Annotated in this window: 11 protein-coding genes; 4 read left to right on the top strand and 7 right to left on the bottom strand. The window is 61.7% G+C overall.

Annotated features, from left to right (window positions below; translation table 11 throughout):
• Positions 1-10: 10 nt before the first annotated feature.
• The 7 genes from M1P90_RS13190 to M1P90_RS13160 all read right to left on the bottom strand — a co-directional run bounded on the left by M1P90_RS13190 (position 11) and on the right by M1P90_RS13160 (position 15053).
• Positions 11-1759, bottom strand: coding sequence for an ABC transporter ATP-binding protein (locus M1P90_RS13190; RefSeq protein ID WP_483703117.1), 1749 nt, complete (start codon positions 1757-1759; stop codon positions 11-13).
• A gap of 200 nt (positions 1760-1959) precedes the next feature.
• Positions 1960-2874 (bottom strand): SAM-dependent methyltransferase, encoded by a 915-nt coding sequence (locus M1P90_RS13185; protein ID WP_483703116.1) that lies wholly within the window; start codon positions 2872-2874, stop codon positions 1960-1962.
• 166 nt (positions 2875-3040) lie between these two features.
• Positions 3041-3853, bottom strand: a complete 813-nt coding sequence (locus tag M1P90_RS13180; RefSeq protein WP_483703115.1) for a PIG-L deacetylase family protein — start codon at positions 3851-3853, stop codon at positions 3041-3043.
• A 212-nt stretch (positions 3854-4065) separates the two neighbouring features.
• The gene (locus M1P90_RS13175; RefSeq protein WP_483703114.1) at positions 4066-7953 is read right to left on the bottom strand and encodes a choice-of-anchor X domain-containing protein; all 3888 of its coding nucleotides are present in this window, start codon (positions 7951-7953) and stop codon (positions 4066-4068) included.
• 394 nt (positions 7954-8347) lie between these two features.
• Positions 8348-9082 (bottom strand): SDR family NAD(P)-dependent oxidoreductase, encoded by a 735-nt coding sequence (locus M1P90_RS13170; protein WP_483703113.1) that lies wholly within the window; start codon positions 9080-9082, stop codon positions 8348-8350.
• Positions 9083-9174: 92 nt separating this feature from the next.
• Positions 9175-9810: a chloramphenicol phosphotransferase CPT family protein gene (locus M1P90_RS13165; RefSeq protein WP_483703112.1), complete on the bottom strand. Its 636-nt coding sequence runs from the start codon at positions 9808-9810 to the stop codon at positions 9175-9177.
• 8 nt (positions 9811-9818) lie between these two features.
• Positions 9819-15053 carry a PAS domain S-box protein gene (locus tag M1P90_RS13160; protein ID WP_483703111.1) on the bottom strand — a complete coding sequence of 1745 codons (5235 nt, stop codon included), beginning with the start codon at positions 15051-15053 and terminating at the stop codon, positions 9819-9821.
• Positions 15054-15351: 298 nt separating this feature from the next.
• Between M1P90_RS13160 and M1P90_RS13155 the strand changes: the two genes are divergently transcribed.
• The 4 genes from M1P90_RS13155 (at position 15352) to M1P90_RS13140 (ending at position 22517) form a co-directional block, all read left to right on the top strand.
• Complete coding sequence (locus tag M1P90_RS13155) at positions 15352-16212, top strand: aldo/keto reductase (RefSeq protein WP_483703110.1); 861 nt, start codon at positions 15352-15354, stop codon at positions 16210-16212.
• A gap of 498 nt (positions 16213-16710) precedes the next feature.
• A complete protein-coding gene (locus tag M1P90_RS13150; protein ID WP_483703109.1) occupies positions 16711-19857 on the top strand; it encodes a winged helix-turn-helix domain-containing protein in 3147 nt (1048 codons plus the stop codon).
• 290 nt (positions 19858-20147) lie between these two features.
• Positions 20148-21560: a DJ-1/PfpI family protein gene (locus M1P90_RS13145; protein ID WP_483703108.1), complete on the top strand. Its 1413-nt coding sequence runs from the start codon at positions 20148-20150 to the stop codon at positions 21558-21560.
• 243 nt (positions 21561-21803) lie between these two features.
• Complete coding sequence (locus tag M1P90_RS13140) at positions 21804-22517, top strand: GNAT family N-acetyltransferase (RefSeq protein ID WP_483703107.1); 714 nt, start codon at positions 21804-21806, stop codon at positions 22515-22517.

Here is a 22517-nt window from a genome sequence, read left to right as displayed (position 1 = left end):
CCTGCCTCTTCTAGCTGAGCATGTCGTCCATGCCGACGCGCAGGAGCTGCGCAAAGCGTGAGCCGGGGTCGCGTACCAGCGCGGCGCGTGCTCCCTGCTCGATCACCTGGCCGTCTTCCAGAATCAGCAGCTGATCGACGCGTTCGAGCGTACCCAGCCGGTGGGCAATGATCATGGCGGTGCGGCCATGGAGGAGCTGGCGCAGCGCCTGTTCAAGCTGCCGCTCGGTCGCGGGGTCGAGCCGCGACGATGCTTCGTCGAGAATGACCAGCCCCGGGTCGCGCAGAAAGGCGCGCGCAAAGGCCAGCAGCTGCGCCTGCCCGGCCGACAGGCCCGCGCCGCCGGCAGCCAGCAGCGTATCGAGGCCGTTGGGCAGCGCCCGCAGCCATTCACCCATGCCCAGCGTGTCGAGCGCGGCCAAAATCTGCGCGTCGGAGATGCCGGTGTCGAAAAAGGTTAGGTTTTCGCGCACGGTTGCGCTGAATAGTTGAATGTCCTGCGTCACAACGGCCACGCGCGCGCGCAGATCGGCGTTCGGCACCTGGCGCAGATCGACGCCACCCAGGCGCACCGCGCCCGCCGTTGGGTCGTACAAGCGCAGCAGCAAGCGCGTGAGCGTGGTTTTGCCGCTGCCGGTGCGGCCAAGCACGCCAAGCACGCTGCCCGGCGGAAGGAGCGCATCGACGTCGCGCAGCACCAGCGCGTCGCCGGGGTAGGCGAAACTCACCGCGCCAAGCTCAACCGACAGCGGCCCGTCGGGCAGGCGCGCGGGTGGGCTGGCATCCGCGATCTGCGGGGCAGTGGCGAACAGCTCCTGCACCCGCCCGATGCTGGCGGTCGCCTGCTGTAAATCGTCGAGCTGGCGCATCAGTTCTTCCACCGGGCGATTGAGCATGTTGGTATAGGCAAAAATAAGATATACCTGCCCAACGGTAATCGCGCCGTCGAGCGCGAGGAACGCGCCAATGATCAGCGAAAGAATGCCGCCAATCGTGATGGCCATGTTCAGCGAGCGCCAGCTCACCACGCCCCAGGCGGCCCGCGCCACGCCGGCGCGAAACAGTTGCCGCGAGCGCTCGACGTGGCGGCGCAGCACATAGCCCACCGCGCCATTGGCGCGAATATCTTCGGTGCCCGACAGGCGCTCTTCCAGCAGGCCAAACAGCTCGGCGCTGGCCTGGCGCTCCCTGATGCTGTAGCGAGCCAGCCGCTTCGTCAGCAGGCGCGCGCTGCCCGCAGCAACCAGCACGCTCACCGCGCTTGGCAGCCCCACCCGCCAGTTGATCAGGGAGAGCAGCACCAGCACGCCAAGCAGCAGCAGGCCATTCAGCACCACCTGCACAAGAAACTGCGACAGGAAGTTTTCGAGCTTGCCCACGTCGCCATCCACGCGCTCGATCATCTCGCCCGGCGTGCGCTGCGTATGAAAGCCCATGTCGAGCCGTAAACAGTGCAGCGTCAGGTCGGCACGAATGCGGTTGGTGGCGGTCAGGCCGACATTCTGGGCCACATACTGGCAGCCCACCAGCGTCCAGCTCTGGGCCAGCGCAACAATGAAATAGGCCACGCCAATGCCCAGCAGGGTGCGCAGGTCGCTGCCCGCCATCGCCCGGTCGATAAAGGTTTGCACCACGCGCGGCAGGCCAAGCTGCAAGGCCAGATCGGCCAGCATCAGCGCGGCCAGCACGACCATGCGTGTGCGCTGCGGTGCCAGATACGTGCGGAGAAAACCGCCATAGGGCGCTGTGGAGGCGTGCATTGCTTTTCTTTCGTTTGGGGAAGCGTGTTGCGGGAGCACAAACCGTTGCAGCGTAGCACGGCGGTGGGGTGGGGTCAATCCGCCATTTGATGGAGGTGGGAAGGGCTTTTACAGTCGAAGGTCAAGCGACAGAGCCACAGAGCACAGGGAGATCACCGAGCAAGAAAACAAAACTCAGTGCCCTCTGTGCGCTCTGTGGCTCAACTGATCTTCTCTTCGCTTAGGCTGCTGAACAGCGCGAGCCGGTAGCTACCCGGTTCGGCCGGGCTCGGCGCCGAAAGCCAGCCCTGCTGCGCGACGACGCCGGTACACGCGCCATAGGTCGCCAGGCGGATCGGGCCGCGACCGGCGCGCTCGCGCAGGCGATGGAGCACCGCGCGCAGCATTGCGCCCTCAAAGGGCGTGAACAGGTAGAAGATCGTGCCGGCCGCGTAGTCGGCGTGGCGCGCGTCGGCGTTGAGAAACGTAACGTCAGTCAGGCTCAGCGCGGCGGCGCGGGCCTGCGCATACTCGCAGAACGCCGGCTCGAACTCCACGCCCCGCGCCGCCGCGCCGCTCAGCAGGTGCGCCAGCGTGGCCACATGCCCGGTGCCCGCGCCAATGTCGAAGAAGCCATCGCCTGGGCCGAGCGCGGCGCGCTGTACTAGCTCGAAGACCAGCCGGGCGGGCGTGCGCTGGTTGAGGATCATTTCGGCTTCGGGGGCGCGGCGTGGCGCGGGCAGTGCGTCGGCGTCGAGAATGCCGCTCACCAGCCGGTCGAGCCGGTCGTAGCCGTAAATCGCGCGTCCCTGCGCGCTGGCGGGTGGCAGGCCGGCAAGCTGTTCGATCATTTCCCGCAGCGGCGCGCCCCGTAAGCCGCCACGAATGCGCGCCCGCAACTCGTGGCAGAGCTGCGCGTCGGCGGCCAGCAGGCGCTGCTGAAGCTGCTCGGCGGCCTGCCGAAGCGCGCGCAACGGGCGCGGCTGCGCCGGGTAGGCCAGCAGTGCGTCGATCTCGTCGATGATGTCGCTTGCAAGCGCATCCAGCGCGTCGGCGCGGCGCTGGAACTCGCCCGGCGCGTAGAGTGCGGGCTCGTCAAGGGCGGCGAGCCGCGCCTGGAGCGCGTCGATCGTCATGGAGCTGTTCCCCGGCGGCCGAGGCGTTCCGATGTTTCAAACGCTACCGTAGCCAAGCACCAATTGGTTAAGCCACAGAGAACACCGAGAACACCGAGCAAGAAAACAAAACTCCGTGCCCTCTGTGCGCTCTGTGGCTTACCTGATCTGCACTTCACCAGCGAGATCACGACCGCAAACCCTCGAACAGATCGCGCTCGATCGCGCGCCCGCCGTTCACCAGGCTGTAGGCGCGTACAAACGTCCCTTCGCCCCAGATGCGCTGCAGGGTTTCGCGCGGCAGATCGAGTATTGGCCCGTAGCCGGCAAGCTGCGAGCGGTGGCACAGAATCGCCTGCCAGACCGCATCGAAATGCGTGCTGGCATCGATGCGCGTGGTCACCGACCATTCTTCCCAGCCGAAATGGTTGCGCTCCACGCCATCGACTTCCATGCCGATCGGCCCGATTGCCGACCTGAATGCATCGACCAGGCGTTTCGAGTCAACCATGTAATACAGCTTCGATACGCGGAATGCGGGCATATTGCTCGGGTCGTGATACTCGGCATCGGCCGCGCACACCAGCGCCGCAGCCGCAAACTGCGCAAGCGCAATATGGTCGGGGTGGCCGTAGTTGCCATCCAGCGAGAAGGTGACCACCACCTGCGGGCGGATGCGGCGGATGTGCGCGACCAGCTGCGCAATAATTTCCTGTGGCGGGGCCTGGTCGACCTCGCCGTCGATGTAATCGAGCAATGCGACTTCGCGCAGGCCGAGTTTTTCGGCCGCACAGTGCAGCTCGGCCTCGCGAATGCTTCCCAATGCCGCAAAGCCGGGGTGTTCATCTTCCGGCCCGCTCCAGCCGCGCTCGCCGCGTGTTGCGCACACCAGGTAGGTCGCCACGCCCTCGGCCGAATATTTCGCCAGGGTCGGGCCCAGACCAAGCGTCTCGTCGTCGGGGTGCGGGAAAATCGCCAGAAGCTTCAGTGCTTCAGTCATAGGGTAACCTCCGCTGGTTCAATCGAGCGGGGCTTACAGTGGCAAGCAACGCGGTGATGCCGCGCCAAAAAACCTCCGCCTAACGCAGCGAGGATTATAGTACAGGGAGATTGGCGTGGCAATTGAGGCGCGCGCTGCGCTGCACGCTCCTGTGGCAAAATCATAGGGTGCGCTCTTCAGCGCACCCCACACTGTCGCTGGCTGCTCGCTCTTTATTGCGGCGTGAACCCAAAGTCGTCGACGTAAATCTGGCCATTCAAGCTATCGACAACCATCCGCACGGTTGCTGATTGTGTCCCGGCTGGTGCAACAAGATCAGCCGCAAGCAAATTCCATCCGTTTGTCGGCCCAGTGAACGTCTGGATCGGGACTGTATTGATAAGCGTGCCGCCTCCATCGCTCCACCAGCTTACTTCAACCCGGAAAGCAAAACTATCGCTGGTTGGTGGAATATAGACATAGCCTTCCAATTGGTAGCGCGCGCCAGGGTTGATATTTGGCATCCACTGCCAGACCCGGTAGGTGGCGTTGCTGTTCGATTCGTGCTTCGCCGCATAGTTTCCGCTGTGTGCCACGTTCGAGCTGCGCGTAAACTTGCCGTTGAGCGCCCAGCCATCTGGCAAATTGTCGCGATTGTCGTCCTGTTCGAAGCTGCTATTAACCAGGCGATTCCCACCGATCGGCGGGTTTGGGTTGGTGGTGGCGCAGGCTGGATCGGCAGAGGCCGAACTGCCATACTCATTAAAAGCGTCGATGGTGAAGCAGTAGCTGGTGTTTGGCTGAAGCCCGCCTGCCACATACGACTGCGTGTTTGACGCAAGAGATTGAATGAGCGTTCCGCCATTGTAAATTCTGAAGCCGCTTTCATTGCCGGAAGTATCGCTCCACGAAAGCACAATTTCGCTTGGGCTGAGTGCTGCGGCGCTGAAATTGAGTGGCGCGGCTGGCGGCTGGCCTGCTACGGGCTCGGTTTCAAACGCTGCCGCGTTATAGGCTTGCGTGCTCGCCGCGTTGATCGACGTAACGTAGCCCGACGGACCCCAGAAGGCAAAATCTTTTACATAGTACGGCCCGTTCACGCCATGCGCCGAAATAGCTTTGCCATCGAATGTGACCATCACCACTTGCTGGCCGGCAGGTAGGTAACGCGTTGCGCTGCTCCAGCCAAACTCGAAGTCATTGGTATCGACCAGGCGGGCATTCCAGCTATAGGTGCCGGCCTGCTCGACATAGACACCGAGTGAAACTGAAAGTGTATCGAACGTTCCATTAGCGTTGTTGTCAATACCCATGTCGGTGGTGGTGCCTGTTAGACCTGCGGCGGCGTGTGCAAGCCGGTTTGCGCTGTACCACGCAGTGGCATATGGTTGGGCCGCATAGTCGATTTGCAGCGGCGTTGAGGCAGCGCCGTTGAATACGCGCAGCCCGCGCAGGGTAAACGACCCTTGCGCGCCCTTCTGCCAGATCGTTCGCGCATCGAAATCGAGGGCAATGGTGGTGATGCTGGCATCCAGCACGGCATTAGCATTCGACCAGCCAACTTCGCGATTTGTGCTGTCGAACAGGCTGCCAGAAATAAAATACTGAGCACGCCCAAGTATGCGAACCGGGACATACACCCTGATAACATCGAACAATCCGTCGCCATTGGTATCAATGCCCTGGTCGGTAAAACCAGAAGGCTGTACCACTGCTGTTGGTGCCCCCACCTGTAGCTCGGCAACGGCGTTGCGCTTGAAAGCACCATTCGGGCCGACGCCGGTAGCTTCGGTCGTGATTTTGTAGCGGCCCTGCTCACGAACCACAAATGCGCGGCTGTACAAACCATCGTTGGCTACTGCATCGCCCAGCGTGCCATTATCCACCAGTGGCAGCCCCTGAGCCGCGCCACTCGGCGTGGTTATAGTTGCCTGCGCCCCGGTTCCCCGCACTGTCGCGCCATTGCTGCTTGTGCGCGCCGTGACAATAACCTGCTGATTTACGCGCTGCCACCCGACATTGGTCGCCATAGACAGCACGGTTGAGCTTTCCTGCGTGGTGAGCAGCGACCACTGTGCTGCGCCATTGGGCAAGGATGCGTCAGCCTTGATAACAGCTTTCCATTGGCCAGGAACAGGATTCACGATGTTATAGTAGATCTCGTAGCCTTTCAGGAAATCATGCGTTTCATTCCCTTCGCGGCTCGCACCATAACGAATATTTGGGTCGTTTATCGAAGGGTTGATGATCCGCCCGTTCGGGTCGATCAGCGACAGGTTCATATTCCCACTACCCCACAACAGACCAATGCTTGCAAATGTCGTTGAGTCAATACCGATTTGTCGCGCAAGCACTTGCCCCTGAGCAATTGTGCCATTCAGCGCAGTCAGCGCCGATGGCGCGCTGGTTGCGGCTGCCTGGGGGGCCATTGCATCTACCGCTGCACGTTCGGTCTGGCGTTCGGTCTCTGCTTCGGCCTGCGCTTCGGGTGCCGATTGGGGCTTTACAGCATCAGGTTTAATATCAAGCCACTGCTTAGCGGCGTTCACAATCGTTGCATCGCCAATGCCAGCCAACTTCTCGCCCGCCCGGATCGAGTGATGGTTACGCTGGTATGGGCCCATGAAGAAGGAGTTTTTCGCTGTGTGGCCGGGAATACCAGTCCAGCGAGTACTTGGCACCGACACAAGAATATCGTTCGCGCCCTTGTATTTGCCGCCATTACGCATAATAGCCCAGCCAAAAGGAGCTTCTATCTGCCATTTCAGCGTTGGCATTGCAGTAATTTGCCAGGGCGCCAGCACTCTTGCAAATTCTGCGTCAGCAGCGATCGACACATAGCGCACACCATCGCGCGCAGGATGCGTGAGGTTGAAAGAATCGACGAATTCTTCGGTCAGATTGTAATTGGCTGGGGTAAACTCGCCAAATAGCAGCGAAATAGGGAAGAGCCCTATAGCCACATTGGCCAGATACGAGCCGTGGTGCGGCGTTGCCAGCGTCACCAGGGTTTCTACGTCGTTCGCCGGGTTGAGTCTGCGATCGGAAATATACCCGCGCGAATCGAGCCCGCCTTTACTGTGGGCGACGATATTAATACGCTGCACGCCATAGCGTTGCCTGAGCTCGGCAATGATGCCTTTCAACACTAACGAGTTTGTCTGAATTGCTGCATTTCCGCCCAAGCGGTTCTCGGTAATTGCGGTGAGGTAGCCCGAATTCGAAAACTGCCCGCGAAAGCCAAAGAAATAACGCTGATCGTTGCAATCCCAGTAGTCGTAGCCATCACCGACATGGTTCGGCATGCCACAGCCACCGCCTGTGTTACTGCCGCCTTTCCCATGCACGAAAAGAATTGGCCGTGCAGCATCGAAGGAAATAACGCCCCAGTCAACTTCAACTGCCCAGACGTTTGCCCCACCATTGCCTGTGTCTATGTCGATACGGATGGTGTTTTGCGCTGGTATTGGCGCGCTATGGCATGCCATGAGCTGCTGCTGCCCCTGCGCATCGCCGGTTTCCTGGCAGGTTGGTTTGGCGAACTTTACAAAGCGGATGTCGAAATCCAGCCGCGTGACACTCCAGGTTTCATTCGCTCCAGAAAGTGTCCCAATATAATGACCATTGATATAGACCTTGTCGATCTCGCGAACTTTGCCCGAACCGCTGTAATCTTCGTCAATATCCCACACAAGAAGCTGCAAATGTGCCTTTTGTGAAATGACGCCATTGGCAATTAATTTGTCAGCGTCGAGCAGGTAGCCGTTTGTATCGGTGCGCCCCATCACGCGATTGACGTGAATGGGAAACGTTATTGGGCTGCCTGTCACATAGCGATATTCATCCATAGTGGGGGCGCTGTCTTGGATGAAGCGCGCATCGTTTGTCTGGGGCGCGGCAAATGGCCCCCGCCCGGCATGCGCTTGTACCTGGGCTTGCGCTGGCGCTGCCAGTGGTGGGCGTTCGGGTGAATCGGGCGCCTGATCGCGCGCGATCGGCGCGGGCGTAGGGGTTGCAGGCGCAGGGGTTGTGGCGAAAGCTTGTACCCGCGTTTCGCCGATTGAGCTTGCGCTCAGCAGAACCAAAACAATTAGGGCAACGAGGCGCGATTTTGACATCATGATCATCCTACATACTCAAACGGTTCCATACACGAAGCAAGCAGAAACCTGCTGGATTTTTGCAATGTAGTTAAGTATTCCGCTGGCAGCGAAATACTCGCACGATTGCTCATCGTACAAAGCAAAAAATTATTCTTCACAAAGGAGCTATGCGTTATTAGAGGCGATTATACTCGTTTTGTTTAGTCGTATTGTTAGGGCCAGCGTTGTTGTACACGGCTGAGCGCGGCGGGTACTGCGTATAGCTACCCAGCCGAATAGCACGCAAAAAAGAGGTTCGCCCGATTTTGCCAGGCACACGAATATGCTGGGCTTGGGAAAATGTTGCGAGGCGCTCTGCGATGCGTGCTTCGCGATTTTCAGGATGGATCTGTGCTGTTCGAACGATGCACTGCTACCAGGGCAGCGGCTTGCCATCGCGGAAAAAGCCGCCATTCGGGCCATCGTCGCCCAGCGTTGCGGCCCACACCACGCTGGCTGCGCCTTCGGGGATCGGGCGCGCGCCAAACGCCTCCATGCCGGGGGCGGTTGCGGTGAGTCCCGGGCACACGGCGTTGACCAGCACGCCGCTGCCTTCAAGCTCGGCCGCCAGCTTGGCGACAAGCGCATTCAGGGCGGCTTTGGAAATGCCATAGCTGGCCACCGATCCGCGATTGGTCGTCAGGCCGAATTGCTCGTCGCCATGCGATCCTGCGCCGCTGGAAACCAGCACCATGCGCCCGTGCGCGCTGCGCCGCAGCAACGGCGCAAACACCTGGCACATGCGCCATGTTCCAAACAGGTTGGTTTCAAACAGCTGGCGCGTGGCGTTGAGGTCGGCGGCGAGCGCCGTTTCCGACCAGTCGACCACGGCGGCGGCGTTGTTGACAAGCACGTCGAGCCGCCCGAAATCGCGTTCGACCGTGGCGGCAAGCTGCTGAATGCTTACTTCGTCGGTGATGTCGAGCGCGCAGGGCCGAATGTCGAGCGCCGCGCCGCCCTGCTGCCTTGCGGCGCTGGCACCCTCAACAGTGCGCGCGGTGAGCAGAACGATCATCCCTGCCTGCGCGAGCTGGTTGGCAACTTCGCGCCCAATCCCGCGGCTCGCGCCCGTCACCAGCGCGACCAAAGGCTGCGTTTGCGCGTCCATGCTGGCCTCCTGTGCGAAACAATGCCGGTGCAGCATGTACGCGCGATTCAAACGGCTGGATGTAGTAGTGAGGCAATATGGGGCTTCTGCCGTTAGGAAACGCCAAACGCGCGTTCCATCGCCACAAAGCCCTGCGGCACGGGGGTGGCCGCAACATACGCCAGAATCGTGCGGGCGAGCTGCGGTGGGGAGTGTTGGGAGCTATCCAGCTCGAGATCATAGGCGCGGGTGGGGCCATGAACCAGCGGGAACTGGGCTTTCGCTGAGTTGATAAAGCGGTCGCCGCGCTCGCGCTCGCGCTGCTCGACGATCGCCAGCGGGCATGTGATCGCGACGAAATAAACCGTTTGGCCGCGCAGTTCGCGCACATAGGCCTTCAGCAGCGCGTCGCCAAACAGCACCTCATCGAGAATGATGTCGTTGCCAGCGCGGGCAAGCGCGCCAATCGCCCCCACCATCCCCGCGAACAAGCGCTTCGCATACGGCCCCTGGCGAATTTCGGTTGTGGGGCCGCTGGGCGTTTGGGTTGGCACGAATTGCAGGCCGTAGCGCGCTTCGGGCCCTTCGCCGCAAAATCGCTCGGGCAGCATGTCGACGAAGGTATCGACGCCCAGGTGCAGCAGCGGCGTGGCCCACGCATCCTGGCAGGCACGCGCCACCGAACTCTTCCCACTGCTTGAAACGCCATTCAGCACAATGACCATGAACTGCTTTCGATCCTTTCGCACGGCGCGCACTACCCCAGCAAACGCTCGATCATGGACGCCAGCGACTTGAGCTTGACGGGTTTGCTCAGATACTCGTTCGCGCCCGCATCGAGGCAGCGTTCGCGGTCGCCGGGCATGGCCAGCGCGGTAAGCGCAATGATTGGAGTGGCGGCAAACTGTGGGTCATCGCGCAGGCGGCGCGTGGCTTCCAGGCCATCCATATGCGGCATCTGAATATCCATCAGAATCACATCCGGGGCGCTTGTGGCAGCTTTGGCCAGCGCCTCGTGGCCGTCGCTTGCCGTCACAACACTATAGCCCAGCGCATCCAGGTAATCGACGATGGTGAGCATGTTGGTGGCGTTGTCTTCGACCAGCAGGATAGTCGCTTTGTTTTTCTGATCGATGATGGAAGAAGGGGCGTGATGATCGATATCGCCCTTGGTGGTCCCTGGCGCAACTGCTTCCGCCGCAGCTTCGCTCCAGGGCAATGAAACCGTGAAGCGGCTGCCCTTGCCCTCTTCGCTTTGGAGCGACACACTGCCACCGTGAAGTTCGGTCAGGCGCTTCACCAGGGTCAGGCCCAGGCCAGTGCCCTCGTAGCTTCGGCTGATACTGGTATCGACCTGGGTAAATGGCGCAAACAGCAGCTTCTGGTTTTCGGGCGAAATGCCAATCCCTGTGTCGATCACGCACAGCTCGGCAGCGCTTTTTTCCGCGTTGTGTCGCGCTTCAAGGGTGATGCGCCCCCCAGCAGGGGTGAATTTCACGGCGTTGTTCAGCAAATTCGCCAGAATCTGCTTCAGGCGGCGTGGGTCGGCCTGCATGCGGCTCAGGCCCGCATCGATCACAATATCCACTTCCAGGCTCTTCTTCGCGGCCAGCTCTTTGACGAATGCCACGCTCGCCTGGCAGATCTCCGCAACCGATACCGACTCGAGATGCAGCTCCAGCTTGTCGGCTTCGATCTTCGAAAGGTCGAGAATGTCGTTGATCAGGCTCAGCAAATGCCGGCCGCTCGAATCGATTGTGCTAATGAAGTTGCGCTGGCGCTCATTCAGCGGGCCGCGATACCCGGCCAGCAGGATCTCCGAGCTGCCCAGGATGCCATTGAGCGGGGTGCGCAGCTCGTGGCTCATGTTGGCAAGAAAAGCGTCCTTCGCGCGCGAGGCCTGCTCCAAGGCGAGGCTGGCCTGCCGCACTTCAGCAGTGCGCTCTTCCACACGCTGCTCAAGGGTGCGGTTCAGTTCCTCCAGCTCTTGCTGGGCATTTTTGAGGTTGGTGATATCAGTGGCGTTGATCAGGGCAAAAGTAACATTCCCTGCATCGTCGTGCAGCGGCTGGATGGTGGTGCGATACCAGCGCACGCTGCCGCTTGCAAAACTCTGGCTTTCCAGCAGCAGGGCCGTATCATCGCGGAAGACCTGGCGCACTGCGGCCATTTGCGTGTCGGCATAGCGTTCGGGGAAAAGCTCGTCCATTGTTCTGCCGATAATGTCGTTGGCGCTGCCGCTCAGTTGCCTGGCCGCTTCATCATTCGCAAAGATAAAACGGCCATCGGCATCGACCATCACCACAGAGTTGTCGAGGCTTTCCAGCAGGCCGCGATATTTCTCTTCGCTCTCGCGGAGCTTTGCCTCGGCCAAATGCCGCTCGGTGATGTCGCGCAGGATGACGGTGGAGAAATGCTGCCCATTGCGCTCGGTGTGCGATATAGAAGCCTCGATTGGGAATTCTTCGCCGGTGCTGCGCAGGCCGCATAGCGTACCCAGGCTGCCCATGCTGCGTTGGGTCACGAGCGTTTTGCCGAAAGCGGCTACATCCGCGTAGTGTGTTTTCCGAAAGCGGGCGGGGATGAGCGTATCGAGCGGCTTGCCTAGTATTTCGTCGGCTTTATACATGAAAATCGCTTCGGCGGAAGGGTTGAACACAATGACATGCTGCCGTTCATCGACACTGATCACGGCATCCATCGCCGAGTTGATGATCGTTGACAGGCGCGCTTCGCTTTCCTTTTGTTCGGCCTCTGCGCGTTTCTGGTCAGTCAGATCCTGAACGCTGACAATACGGTAGCGCACCTGCCCGGCGGCGTCTTTCACCGCGACAATATCTAACGAAACGGGGAACACCGAGCCATCGCGCCGCACGTGGGTGGTTTCGAATGCGTGGCGGCCCTGTTCGTGCGCAATCGCAATATGGCGCGGGGTTTCCGCCCACGCCTCGGGCGTAAACACGCTGGCAATCGGCGCGCCAATCAGCTCTTGTTCGCTCCAGCCGTGCATCGCGGCAAAGGCCGGGTTCATCTGCTCCAGCGTTGTGCCATCGGCGCTGCTCACCACCACGCCCCAGGCCACATTGCGGAAAATTTCGGCCCAGCGCAGCAAGGCTTGCTCCGAGCGTTTGCGCTCGGTGATATCGGCCGTCACCACCACCAGGCCGCCGTCGGGCAGGGGCGCGGCGCTGACATTCGTCCAGACAGTCGCGCCATCTTCCTTCCTGATACCTGTTTCGACGTTGTACACTGGCGTTTGCTCCGCGATAACGCGCGCCGAGGCAAATTCATTGGCGGGCATGGCTGTGCCATCGGCGCGAATATAGCTGCGCTGCCCAAAGTTCCCGCCAAGCAAATCGGCCCGGCTCAGCGCAATCGTCTTTTCGATGGCCTGGTTGACTTCGACCACGTGCCGGTCTTTGTCGAGGATCGTCACGCCCACCGGCAGCAGCTCGAACAGGGTGCGCAGTTTGGATTCGTTGCTTTTGAGGTTGGTAACGTCGGTAAAAGTGAGGATGACGCCCTTTACCTCTTGTTTGTTGTCGACATAGGGCAGGATGCGCTGGAGCAGCCATGTGCCGTCCTGTGTCTGGTGCTCGGTTTCGATCTTCTGGCTGGTTTGCAGCACCGTCTGGATATTTGCCATCATTTCTTTTTGATCGGTGAGCTGGTAGGCAATGTGGTCGATCGGGCGGCCCACATCCTGCGGCATGAGCTTGAAGGAAGTGGCGCTGGCCGGGTTGAACTTGCGAATGGTCAGGTGCTCATCCAGGTAGACCACGCCCACATCCAGGCTGGCCAGCAGGTGCACGTGATCCTCGTTGAGCGCCTGAAGCTCGGCATTCTTCTTTTCGTACTCGGCATTGACGGTATACAGCTCTTCGTTGAGCGAGTGCAGCTCTTCGTTGGTGCTTTGCAGCTCTTCGTTGGCGGCCAGCAGCTCTTCGTTGGTGGCTTGCAGCTCTTCGTTGCTGGTTTGCAGCTCTTCCACCGTGGCCTGCAGGTTTTCGCGCGCAAACTGCAAATCGAGCTCGAGCTCGGCGATATGCGTCTGCAGGGTCTGCGTGGTATTCAGGTTTTCCACCATCGCTGTGGGGTCGGAGATCGATGGAAGCAGTTCTGGCGATTTCACCGGGCTGAACGTGACAAGAAAATGCAGTGCGTTGGTTTTTTCGTAAGGGATGCAATCGACGCCGATATCGACACGCTGGCCTTCTTCTTTCTGGGGCAGCGGGATGCTGGGCATCGAGAAATGGCCCTTGAGGGTCAGGGCGCGCTGCAAGGCCACACTCACCGCTAGGTGCAGGTCTTCCGTCACCATTTGTGTGAAATCGGACTCGGCCAGGCCCGCCAGCGGCTTGAGATACTGACCGATCGCGCCAAAATAATGCAGAATATGATGTTCTTCATTGAGCAAAACGCCCGCTGGCACCAGGCGGCTGATGATCTGATCGTAGTCGTGCAGGATCTGCCGGTCAATCGACAGGGAATCTTTGGAGTTGCGCTGCCGGTCGAAGGGCGTGAGAATTGTTGGCTTGCCACGCACATCGCTGACGCTCAGGTTCAGGCGCACTTCGTGTTTTTTGCGGTAGATTTTATAGGCCGACTGGATCGTGGCAAATTCTTCGGAAAACTTCCCCACCCCTTCGCTGATGCCCAGAAACAGCACGCCATCCATGCGCAGCGAGTAGTTGAAGCCAGCAATCGCCTTTTCCTGCGTTTCGGGCAGGAAATAGATCAGCAGGTTGCGGCAGCACACCAGGTCGATCTTGGTGAATGGCGGGTCGCTGATCAGGTTTTGCGGCGCAAAGATCACCAGCCGGCGCAGCTCGGGGATGACTTTGAATTTGCCCGCGCCTTCGGGCATGAAGTAGTGCGCCAGGTGCTCGGCCGAAACGTTGTGCAGCTGATGCTCGGTGTACACACCCTGCGAGGCGATATCGAGCGATTTGCGGTGAACGTCGGTGGCGAAGATCGAGATCTTGCCGAGATAATGAAATTTTTCGGCATACTGGTGCAGCAGAATGGCCAGCGAGTAAGCTTCTTCGCCGGTGGCGCAGGCCGCCACCCACACGCGCAGCCCGTCGGCCGCTGCATCGCGAAACAGGGCGGGTATGATTTCGCGCTCGAGGTAGGCAAATGCCGCCGAGTCGCGGAAAAATTCGGTCACACCAATCAGCAAATCGCGGTACAGCGAATCCAGCTCCTGCGGGTCGTCGGCCAGCAGCTGAATATACTCGCTGAGCTTTTGCATGTGGTGAAAGCTCAGGCGGCGGGCGATGCGCCGCTCCACCGTGGTTGGTTTGTATTTCGAAAAATCCAGGTTGTAGCCGCGCCGCAGGTGCGCAAAGATCTCGGCATACTCGCCTTCGTCCCACACAATATGCAGAGCATTCCCGTTGGTGTTCATGCCATCGGGGTGCTGGGCGTATTCGGTCAGCAGTGCGGGCATTTCGCTGGGTGTGGTGACATAATCGCAAACGCCGGTGTGAATAGCCGCGCGGGGCATGCCATCGAACTGCGCAGACTCCAGCGATTGCGCGATCACTAACCCGCCAGCTTCGTGGATGGCCTGAATACCGCGCGAGCCGTCGGAGCCCGTGCCCGAGAGGATGATGCCAACCGCCTTGTTTCCAGCGGCGCTGGCAAGCGACTCGAAGAAAATGTCGATCGGCAGGATCAGGTGCTGGCCAACCCGCTCCTGCAAATACAGCCGCCCATCGGCAATCGTCATCACCTGGCGCGGCGGAATGAGGTAGATCGCATTGGCTTCGAGCTCCTGCGCGTTTTCCACCCGGTGAATGTTCATTTTGGTGTGGCGGGCCAGCAGGTCGTCCATGAGGCTTTTGAAATCGGGCGAAAGGTGCTGCACCAGCACAAAGGCCATGCTGCTGTCGGTGGGCATGGCTTTGAAGAGTTCTTCAAGCGATGCCAGCCCGCCCGCAGATGCGCCGATGCCAACAATGTGCGTAGGGGCGAGAAGTGTGTTCATAATCAGCACCTTTGCAGTATTCAAGTGCCGGAAACAGGCACGAAAATTATACCAAACGCTGCAATACACAGCAGCATAGGCTGCGGCATGTGCGCTATTCGCGCCGCGCGAACAATCGCACACAAAAGTGCTGGTTTCTAGCAGAAAATGCAACTGCCCTCTGCATCCTGCCGACTGCAAACTGCTCTGGCTTCCTGGAAGCTTGCCCGTTGCATACGAGCACTTCCCCTGCATCCGATATCATGCTGTATCATGGGTGCATTGCACGAAATTTTCGCCTGGAACGAGGAGAATGATCATGGCAATTCCAACCCTTCCATTTGGCCGGCTTGGCCACCAGAGCACCCGCACGCTCTTCGGGGCCGCCGCACTGAGCCGGGTGTCGCAGGAAGATGCCGACCGGACGCTCGACGTGCTGATGCAGTATGGCGTCAATCATATCGATGTCGCGGCCGGCTATGGCGACGCCGAGCTGCGCATTGCGCCCTGGCTCAAGCACCATCGCAGCCAGTTCTTCGTTGCCACCAAAACCGGCGAGCGCCGTGCTGCCGGCGCGAAAGAGCAGTTGCACCGCTCGCTGGATCGCATGGGCATCGATCACATCGATCTGTGGCAGCTGCACAGCCTCGCCGACCCGATCGACTGGGACGTGGCGCTCAGCCCGGGCGGGGCGATCGAGGCGGCGGTGGAAGCGAAACAGCAGGGCCTGATCGGCGCGATTGGCGTCACTGGGCATGGTCTTCAGATCGCGGCTACGCACCGGCGCAGCCTGCAGCGCTTCGATTTCGACTCGGTGCTGCTGCCCTATAACTACATCACCGCGCAAAGCCCATACTACGCCGAGAATTTCGACGCGCTGCTGGCAACCTGTGCCGAGCGCAACGTCGCCGTGCAAACGATCAAGTCGATTGCCTACCGACCCTGGATGGGCCAGGAGCACACTCACTCCACATGGTATCGGCCATTGGAGCAGCAGGACGAGATCGACGCGGCGGTGTGGTGGGTGCTGGCGCGGCCGGGAATCTTCCTTAACACCGTTGGCGACATCACCCTGCTGCCGCGCGTGCTCGACGCGGCCAGCCGCTTCGACGCCAGCACGTCGCAGGCCGATCTGGCCGATCAGGTTGCGCGGCTGAACTTCGAGCCGCTGTTCGTGTAGGGCGGCGTGGCCTGTAGCAAGCGTTTGGTTCTGCCCGCTGGAGCCACGGTACAATCCCAAAACCCCATCCACCGATGGCGCAGATGACACAGACGAGCGAAAAGACCTGGTATCTGCGTCATCGGTGGAGCGAGATCGCTGCCCATTCCAACGTTGACATGACCCTGCCTGGCTGTAGGGTGCGATGGATCTTTCTGTAACGCGCTGCCGAGCGGTACCCGCTGGAAAGAGCCGCCACGCCTCATGCACCCGCTCACCCGACCGTGAACGGTCGGGCTGAAACTACCAGGCCCTTGCAGGGCTGCTGCTCGTCAGCCTCGCAGAGGCTTTGTACGATCAGCCCGGTCGTTTAGGGCCGGGCAGGGCGCGAAACAAGCATTGTGCAGAAAGTTCCGCCACACCCCTGGCTATCGCGCTGCTTGCACACATCCCCAACACACCGTATACTCCTACCATAACATCCCTAACACAGCGCACCCTATAGCGGAGGGCACCAGAATGGCGCGCACGGCCGCCCAGGTAGATGGCGCCACTTTGCTTCTTGCCGAGCGCGATTCCAGCCCGATCATGGTGGATACGCCGGCCTGGTTTGCCTGGCTGGAAGAAGCGACCACGTTCGCGTTCAGGAGCTCATTCGGGCATTTCACGGCCCGCAAGGAGCGGCAGGCGCGTGGCAGCGGCTACTGGAAGGCCTACCGCACCGCCCACGGATCGCTTCATCGGGTGTATCTCGGCAAAGCGCCCGATCTCACCCTCGATCGGCTGAACCGCGCCGCTGCCACGCTGGCGGCAGCCGGAGCACCTCCTTCCACAGCCGAACCCGAACCCGCTGCCGCCCTGCCCGCCAGCCTGCTCGCCACCAAGCTGTTTGTGCCACCCGCCCGCGCCAACCTCGTCGCCCGCCCGCGCCTGCTCGACCGCCTGGCGGCGGGCCTGCGCGAAAAACTAACCGTGGTAGCCGCGCCAGCCGGTTTCGGCAAAACCACGCTGCTCAGCGCCTGGCGCGCGAGCGCCGCTGGCAGCGCGCTGCCGCTTGCCTGGCTCTCGCTCGACCGGGCGGATAACGACCCGCTGCAATTCTGGAGCTACCTGATCGCCGCGCTTGAGACGCTTGCGCCTGGCGCTGGCGCAACCGCGCTGGCCCTGCTCCAGTCGCCGCAGCCGCCGCCACTCCAGCGCATCCTCACGGGCGTGCTCAACGCCTTCGCCGCCAGCGCCCTGCCCGACTGCGACGTGGCGCTGGTGATCGACGATTACCATGCGATCACAGCGCCTGCAATTCACGACACGCTGGCATGGCTGATCGAGTATCTGCCGCCGCGCCTGCACCTCGTGATCCTCACGCGCAGCGTTCCCGCGCTGCCCCTTGCGCAGTTGCGCGCCCGCGGCGCAGTAACCGAGCTCCGTGCCAGCGATTTGCGCTTCACTGCCGACGAGGGCGCGGCCTTTCTGAATGAAGTGATGGGCCTGGCGCTCGATGCTGACGACCTTGCGGCGCTGGCAGCGCGCGCCGAGGGCTGGGTGGCCGGGCTGCAGCTTGCGGCGCTGGCCATGCGCGGCAGCCACGATCGCAGCGGATTTATTCGCGCCTTTACTGGTAGCAATCGCTATGTTGGCGAGTACCTTGCCGCCGAGGTGTTTGCGCGCCAGCCGGCCCATATCCAGACCTTTCTGCTGCATACCGCGATCCTTGATCGGATGTGCGGCCCGCTCTGTGATGCGATCCTGGGGCTTGGGGGCAGCGATGTAAAGGGCTGGGATGGCATTCGCTCGCCCAACCCCCAACCCTTATCCCCGCATCCCCAGTCATACAGCCAGATCATTCTGGATCAGCTTGAGCAGGGCAACTTATTTGTGGTTCCGCTCGACGAGCAGCGCCAGTGGTATCGCTACCACCATCTGTTCGCCGATGCGCTGCGGCACCGCCTGACGAGCGGCGCATCGGCGGAAACGGTGGCACGGCTGCATCGTAGCGCCAGCGCGTGGTATGCGCGGCAGGGCCTGCTTGCCGAAGCGGTGCAGCACGCGCTCAGCGCGGCAGATACCGCGTCCGTGGCCGACCTGGTGGAGCAGCACGGCCTGCGCGCAATTGTCGGCGGGCAGGTGGGGGCGGTGCTGGGCTGGCTGAATGCTCTGCCCGATGCGCTGATCTGCGCTCGCCCGCTGCTCTGCACCGTCCACGCGCTGGCGCTGCTGTTCACGAATCAGCTGGCCGCCGCCGAGGCGCGCCTGCAAGACGCCGAGCGCAGCATTCAGCCCGAATCGCCCGCCGAGCAGAAACAGCTTATCGAGGGCCGGGCGGCGGCGATTCGGGCGAATATCGCCCGCTACACTGGCGACCTGGCCGGCTGTGTGGCGTTTGCCCACGAGGTGTTGCGCGTGCTGCCCGAAACCGAAACGATTGCGCGCACGATTGCCACACTGCATATGGCGCGGGCTTTCCGCATCAGCGGCGACGTGCGCGAGGAAGCGGAACAGCGCGCAATCGCGGTGATCGCGCCGTTCGGGGCCGCCAATAACTTGCTGGGGCGGCTGGCGGCGATCACCAACCTGGCGCGGCTGCAGGTGCTGCAGGGCCGCCTCCACGCCGCTGCGGCAACCTACCGTGAAATGGCAACAATCGCATCCCAGCCCGACGAGCCGCTGCTGCTCGAAGGCCCGGCCTATTACGCCGGCCTGGGCGCGGTGTTGTACGAGTGGAATGACCTGGCTGCGGCGGAACAGCACATCGCCCAGGCGATCGAGCAGCTGGCTGGCCGGCTGGCGGTGGACGCCGAAGATGTGGCGCTTGCTTCCCTGACGCTGGCGCGCATCCAGCAGGCGCAGGGGCAGCATGCCGCCGCGCAGCGCACGCTGGAACGCTGCACCAATCTGGCCCGCCAGCGCGGCTTTGCCCCCCACCTGATTGCGCGTGGCATTGCGGCGCAGGCCCAGCTCGCGCTGGCACGCGGCAACCTCGGCGCGGCTGCCGCCTGGGCAAACGCGAGCGGCCTTTGGGCAACGGGCGCGCTCAGCTTCTCGCGCGAAGCGGAAAACCTCATTCTGGCGCGGGTCTGGGTCGCGCAGGGCGGCGCGTGGCTGCCGCAGGCGGCCGAACTGCTCGGTCGGCTGCTGGCCGATGCCGAAGCAAAGGCGCGCTGGGGCAGTGTACTGGACATACTGCTCGTGGGCGCGCTGGCAGAATGGGCGCAGGAAATGCGTGATCAGGCGCTGCAAACACTTGAGCGCGCCCTCGCGCTGGCCGCGCCCGAAGGTGTTGTGCGCCGCTTTGTGGATGAAGGGCCGGCAATGGCGGCGCTGCTCGGGGCCGCGCAGGCACGCGGGGTTGCGCCCGACTACGTGGCGCGGCTGCTGGCGGCTTTCCCCGAGCCAGAAGAACAAAGCGCGAAGCAAGCGACCAACCTTTCTCCCGCCCCGCAGCCGCGCAATCTCCCTTCCCCCGAGGCGCTGATCGAGCCACTCAGCGCGCGCGAGCTGGAGGTGCTGCGCCTGATCGCCAGCGGCAAATCCAACGCCGAAGTAGCGCGCCTGCTGGTGATCGCCGTCAGTACCGTCAAAACCCATACCAACAGCATTTTCAGCAAGCTGCGGGTGCGCAGCCGCACGGAGGCGATTGCGCTGGCGCGCGACCTGCATCTGCTCTAATTTCCCCACCCAGCACGAAGAATCCACCCATTTCCCCACCTTTGGTTGCGTGCAGTTCCACCCCTTGCCCGGCTATGCTATGCCCATTAGCACTGCATTTACCAATCCCTGTTCCCCTAATCCCTGCGCTGAAAGCGCATGATTACTCTGGAAAATAAGTTATTTCATACAACGGGCAAGCTTCCAGGAAGCTCATCTGGCTACCAGATTGAAGGAAAACTGGCTTGAGCTCCCTGAAAGCTGAGTACAGGAAATTTATTTTCCAAAGTAATGATGCACACAGAGGAACTATGATGAACAAACCACTGCGGCAAACGTTCTGGGCAATTGGCTACACCCTTTCGGCCCTGGCCGCGATTGCGCTGGCCGCGACAGTTGGCTTCGTCAATGGGGCGGAGTTGCTGATCTCTGGCCCGCCAGCAGGGTTAGGCGCCACGCTGACCCATGCGCCCGCGCCCAGCTTCGACCCGCGCAAGCCAACAGTCGCAATCGTGCTGGGCAACACACGCACCGTCAGCTCGGATTTTCTTCTTCCCTATGCCATGTTCGCCGAGTCGGGCGCGTACAACGTCTATGCCGTGGCCGAAACGCGGGAATTGCGCACGCTTACTGGCGGCGTGGATGTGCTGCCGCACTATTCGTTCGCGGAGCTTGCGGCCTTGCTCGGGCGCAGCCCCGACATGATCGTCGTCCCGGCTATCCGCGACACGGAAAAACCGCAGAATGCGCCCGTGCGTGGCTGGCTGCGCCAGCATGGGCAGGGGCAGACGGTGGTCTTTTCGTGGTGCACGGGCGCCGAGGTGCTGGCCGCAAGCGGGCTGATCGACGGCAAAACCGTCACAACGCACTGGGGCGATATTGACCGCCTGGAGCGCACCTACCCTGCCGCGCGCTGGCAGCGCGGCGAACGCTACATCGACGCGGGGATGCTGATCACAACGGGCGGAATTACCTCGGGCGTTGATGCCACCCTGCATGTCATTGCGCGCCGAAACGGGCCAGCCGTTGCCGGCAAAGTTGCGCGGGCATTGCGCTACCCCGCGTCGCCGTTTGCGGCCAGCACGCACATGGCGCAATATGCAACCGAGGCGGCGGACGGCATTCTGCTGCTGAATCTGGCCTTCAACTGGCCGAAGCCTCAGGCGGGCGTCTGGCTCTACAATGGCGTCAGCGAAGCCGATCTTGGCGCGATAGACGATGTGTACCAGATGTCGTCGGCCTACCAAACTGCCACCGTCGCCGCTGGCGAGTCGGTCATTTCGCAGCACGGCCTGCAGATTGTGCCGCGCTGGCACGCGCACACCCTGCCGGCCATGGATCAGCTGCTGCTCCCCGGCGGCAATGGCGCCGAACAAGCAGCGGCAAGCCTGCCGCCTGAGCTTGGCGGCGTTCCGATCACGCGCCTCCAGAACGATCACGCGCCCGCCTATGTTTTCACCACGGCCCTGCGCGACCTTGCCGCCAGCCACGATCTGCCGAGCGCGACCTTTGCCGCCAAACGCCTGGAAGTGCGCGGCCCCTTGCAGCTGACTGGAACGCAGTGGCCGCTCCATCTGCTTGCCATCCCGCTGCTGGCTGGCCTTGCTGGCGCGGCAGCGTTTGGCGGCGCGGCCTGGCTTCTCCGCCGGGCGATCAGGAGCACGCGCGGCCCCAGGCCGGCGAACGCACCCCGCCGCCCGGAACCGCGCGCCGCCGGGAGCTAGTGCCGGCACTAATACGAAATAGAACCGCACCAGATGGCGTCTATTTTCCATCGTTCAGTGCTCTGGAAATAATTTTCTTTGCGCTCAGCTTTCAGGAAGCTCAAGCCAGTTTTCCATCAACCTGATACTCAGATTAGCCTCTTGGAAGCTTGCCTGTATGTACAGAAATAATCAGCATTGCAATCGACAATCCCTATTCCCCAAACCCTAAACCCTGCGCTGAAGGCGCAAGAAGGAGGCATTATGGCACTCGCAACCTGGTGGCGCGGCGACGCCCTGCCACCCCTTCCGTTGCTCGCGGGCTTTCGCGTCGAAGCGTCACGCGATGAAGCACTGATCGCCCATATTAATCGGCTCGTTCTGGAAGAAGTGCGTCAGCGAATGGATGCCGCGCATCAGCCATATATCGCGTTTGTTGAGCAGACGCCGGTTGGCTATGGCTGGGTGGCAACCGAGGAAGCATCGATCGGCGAGCTGAACTTGCGCTTTGCCCTGCCGGCGACGGAACGCTACCTGTGGGATTTCGCCACGCTGCCCGAATGGCAGGGCTATGGCATCTACCCGCGCCTGTTGCAACACATCGTGCGGCAGCTCGCGCCCGCAGTCGAGCGTGTGTGGATTATTTATGCGCCGGAAAACAGCCCGTCGGGCGCGGGAATGAGCAAAGCCGGCCTGCTACCGGTTGGCCAGCTTTCGTTTGGCAGCGATGGCGCGGTTGGCCTGTCGCCGTTCGAGGCACCTGAACGCGCGCATGCGGGTGCCGCGCTGCTTGGCATCCCGCTGATTGAAAACGTTTTGGCACCCTGCTGGCACTGCGGCGGCACAACCCACTCGCGCGGCACGGCGGCCGACGCCGCGAGTTGCTGGCCCCCGCTCGCTCCCGCAGCGCCGCGCTGCACCTGCGCCATCGAGCTCAAGCCGGCCAAACCATACGCCGCATCGGGTCATGGAGCGTGA

This window comes from Kouleothrix sp. 19917 (assembly GCF_057073505.1).
The sequence above is the reverse complement of the archived record's forward strand: the minus strand, read 5'-3'. Positions and strand labels throughout refer to the sequence as shown.

Excerpts from the sequence above, each read along its gene's own strand:
- M1P90_RS13180 (WP_483703115.1), bottom strand. The coding sequence starts at position 3,853 with ATGACTGAAGCACTGAAGCTTCTGGCGATTTTCCCGCACCCCGACGAC.
- M1P90_RS13140 (WP_483703107.1), top strand. The coding sequence starts at position 21,804 with ATGGCACTCGCAACCTGGTGGCGCGGCGACGCCCTGCCACCCCTTCCG.
- M1P90_RS13155 (WP_483703110.1), top strand. The coding sequence starts at position 15,352 with ATGGCAATTCCAACCCTTCCATTTGGCCGGCTTGGCCACCAGAGCACC.
- M1P90_RS13160 (WP_483703111.1), bottom strand. The coding sequence starts at position 15,053 with ATGAACACACTTCTCGCCCCTACGCACATTGTTGGCATCGGCGCATCT.
- M1P90_RS13190 (WP_483703117.1), bottom strand. The coding sequence starts at position 1,759 with ATGCACGCCTCCACAGCGCCCTATGGCGGTTTTCTCCGCACGTATCTG.
- M1P90_RS13145 (WP_483703108.1), top strand. The coding sequence starts at position 20,148 with ATGATGAACAAACCACTGCGGCAAACGTTCTGGGCAATTGGCTACACC.
- M1P90_RS13175 (WP_483703114.1), bottom strand. The coding sequence starts at position 7,953 with ATGATGTCAAAATCGCGCCTCGTTGCCCTAATTGTTTTGGTTCTGCTG.
- M1P90_RS13185 (WP_483703116.1), bottom strand. The coding sequence starts at position 2,874 with ATGACGATCGACGCGCTCCAGGCGCGGCTCGCCGCCCTTGACGAGCCC.
- M1P90_RS13150 (WP_483703109.1), top strand. The coding sequence starts at position 16,711 with ATGGCGCGCACGGCCGCCCAGGTAGATGGCGCCACTTTGCTTCTTGCC.
- M1P90_RS13170 (WP_483703113.1), bottom strand. The coding sequence starts at position 9,082 with ATGGACGCGCAAACGCAGCCTTTGGTCGCGCTGGTGACGGGCGCGAGC.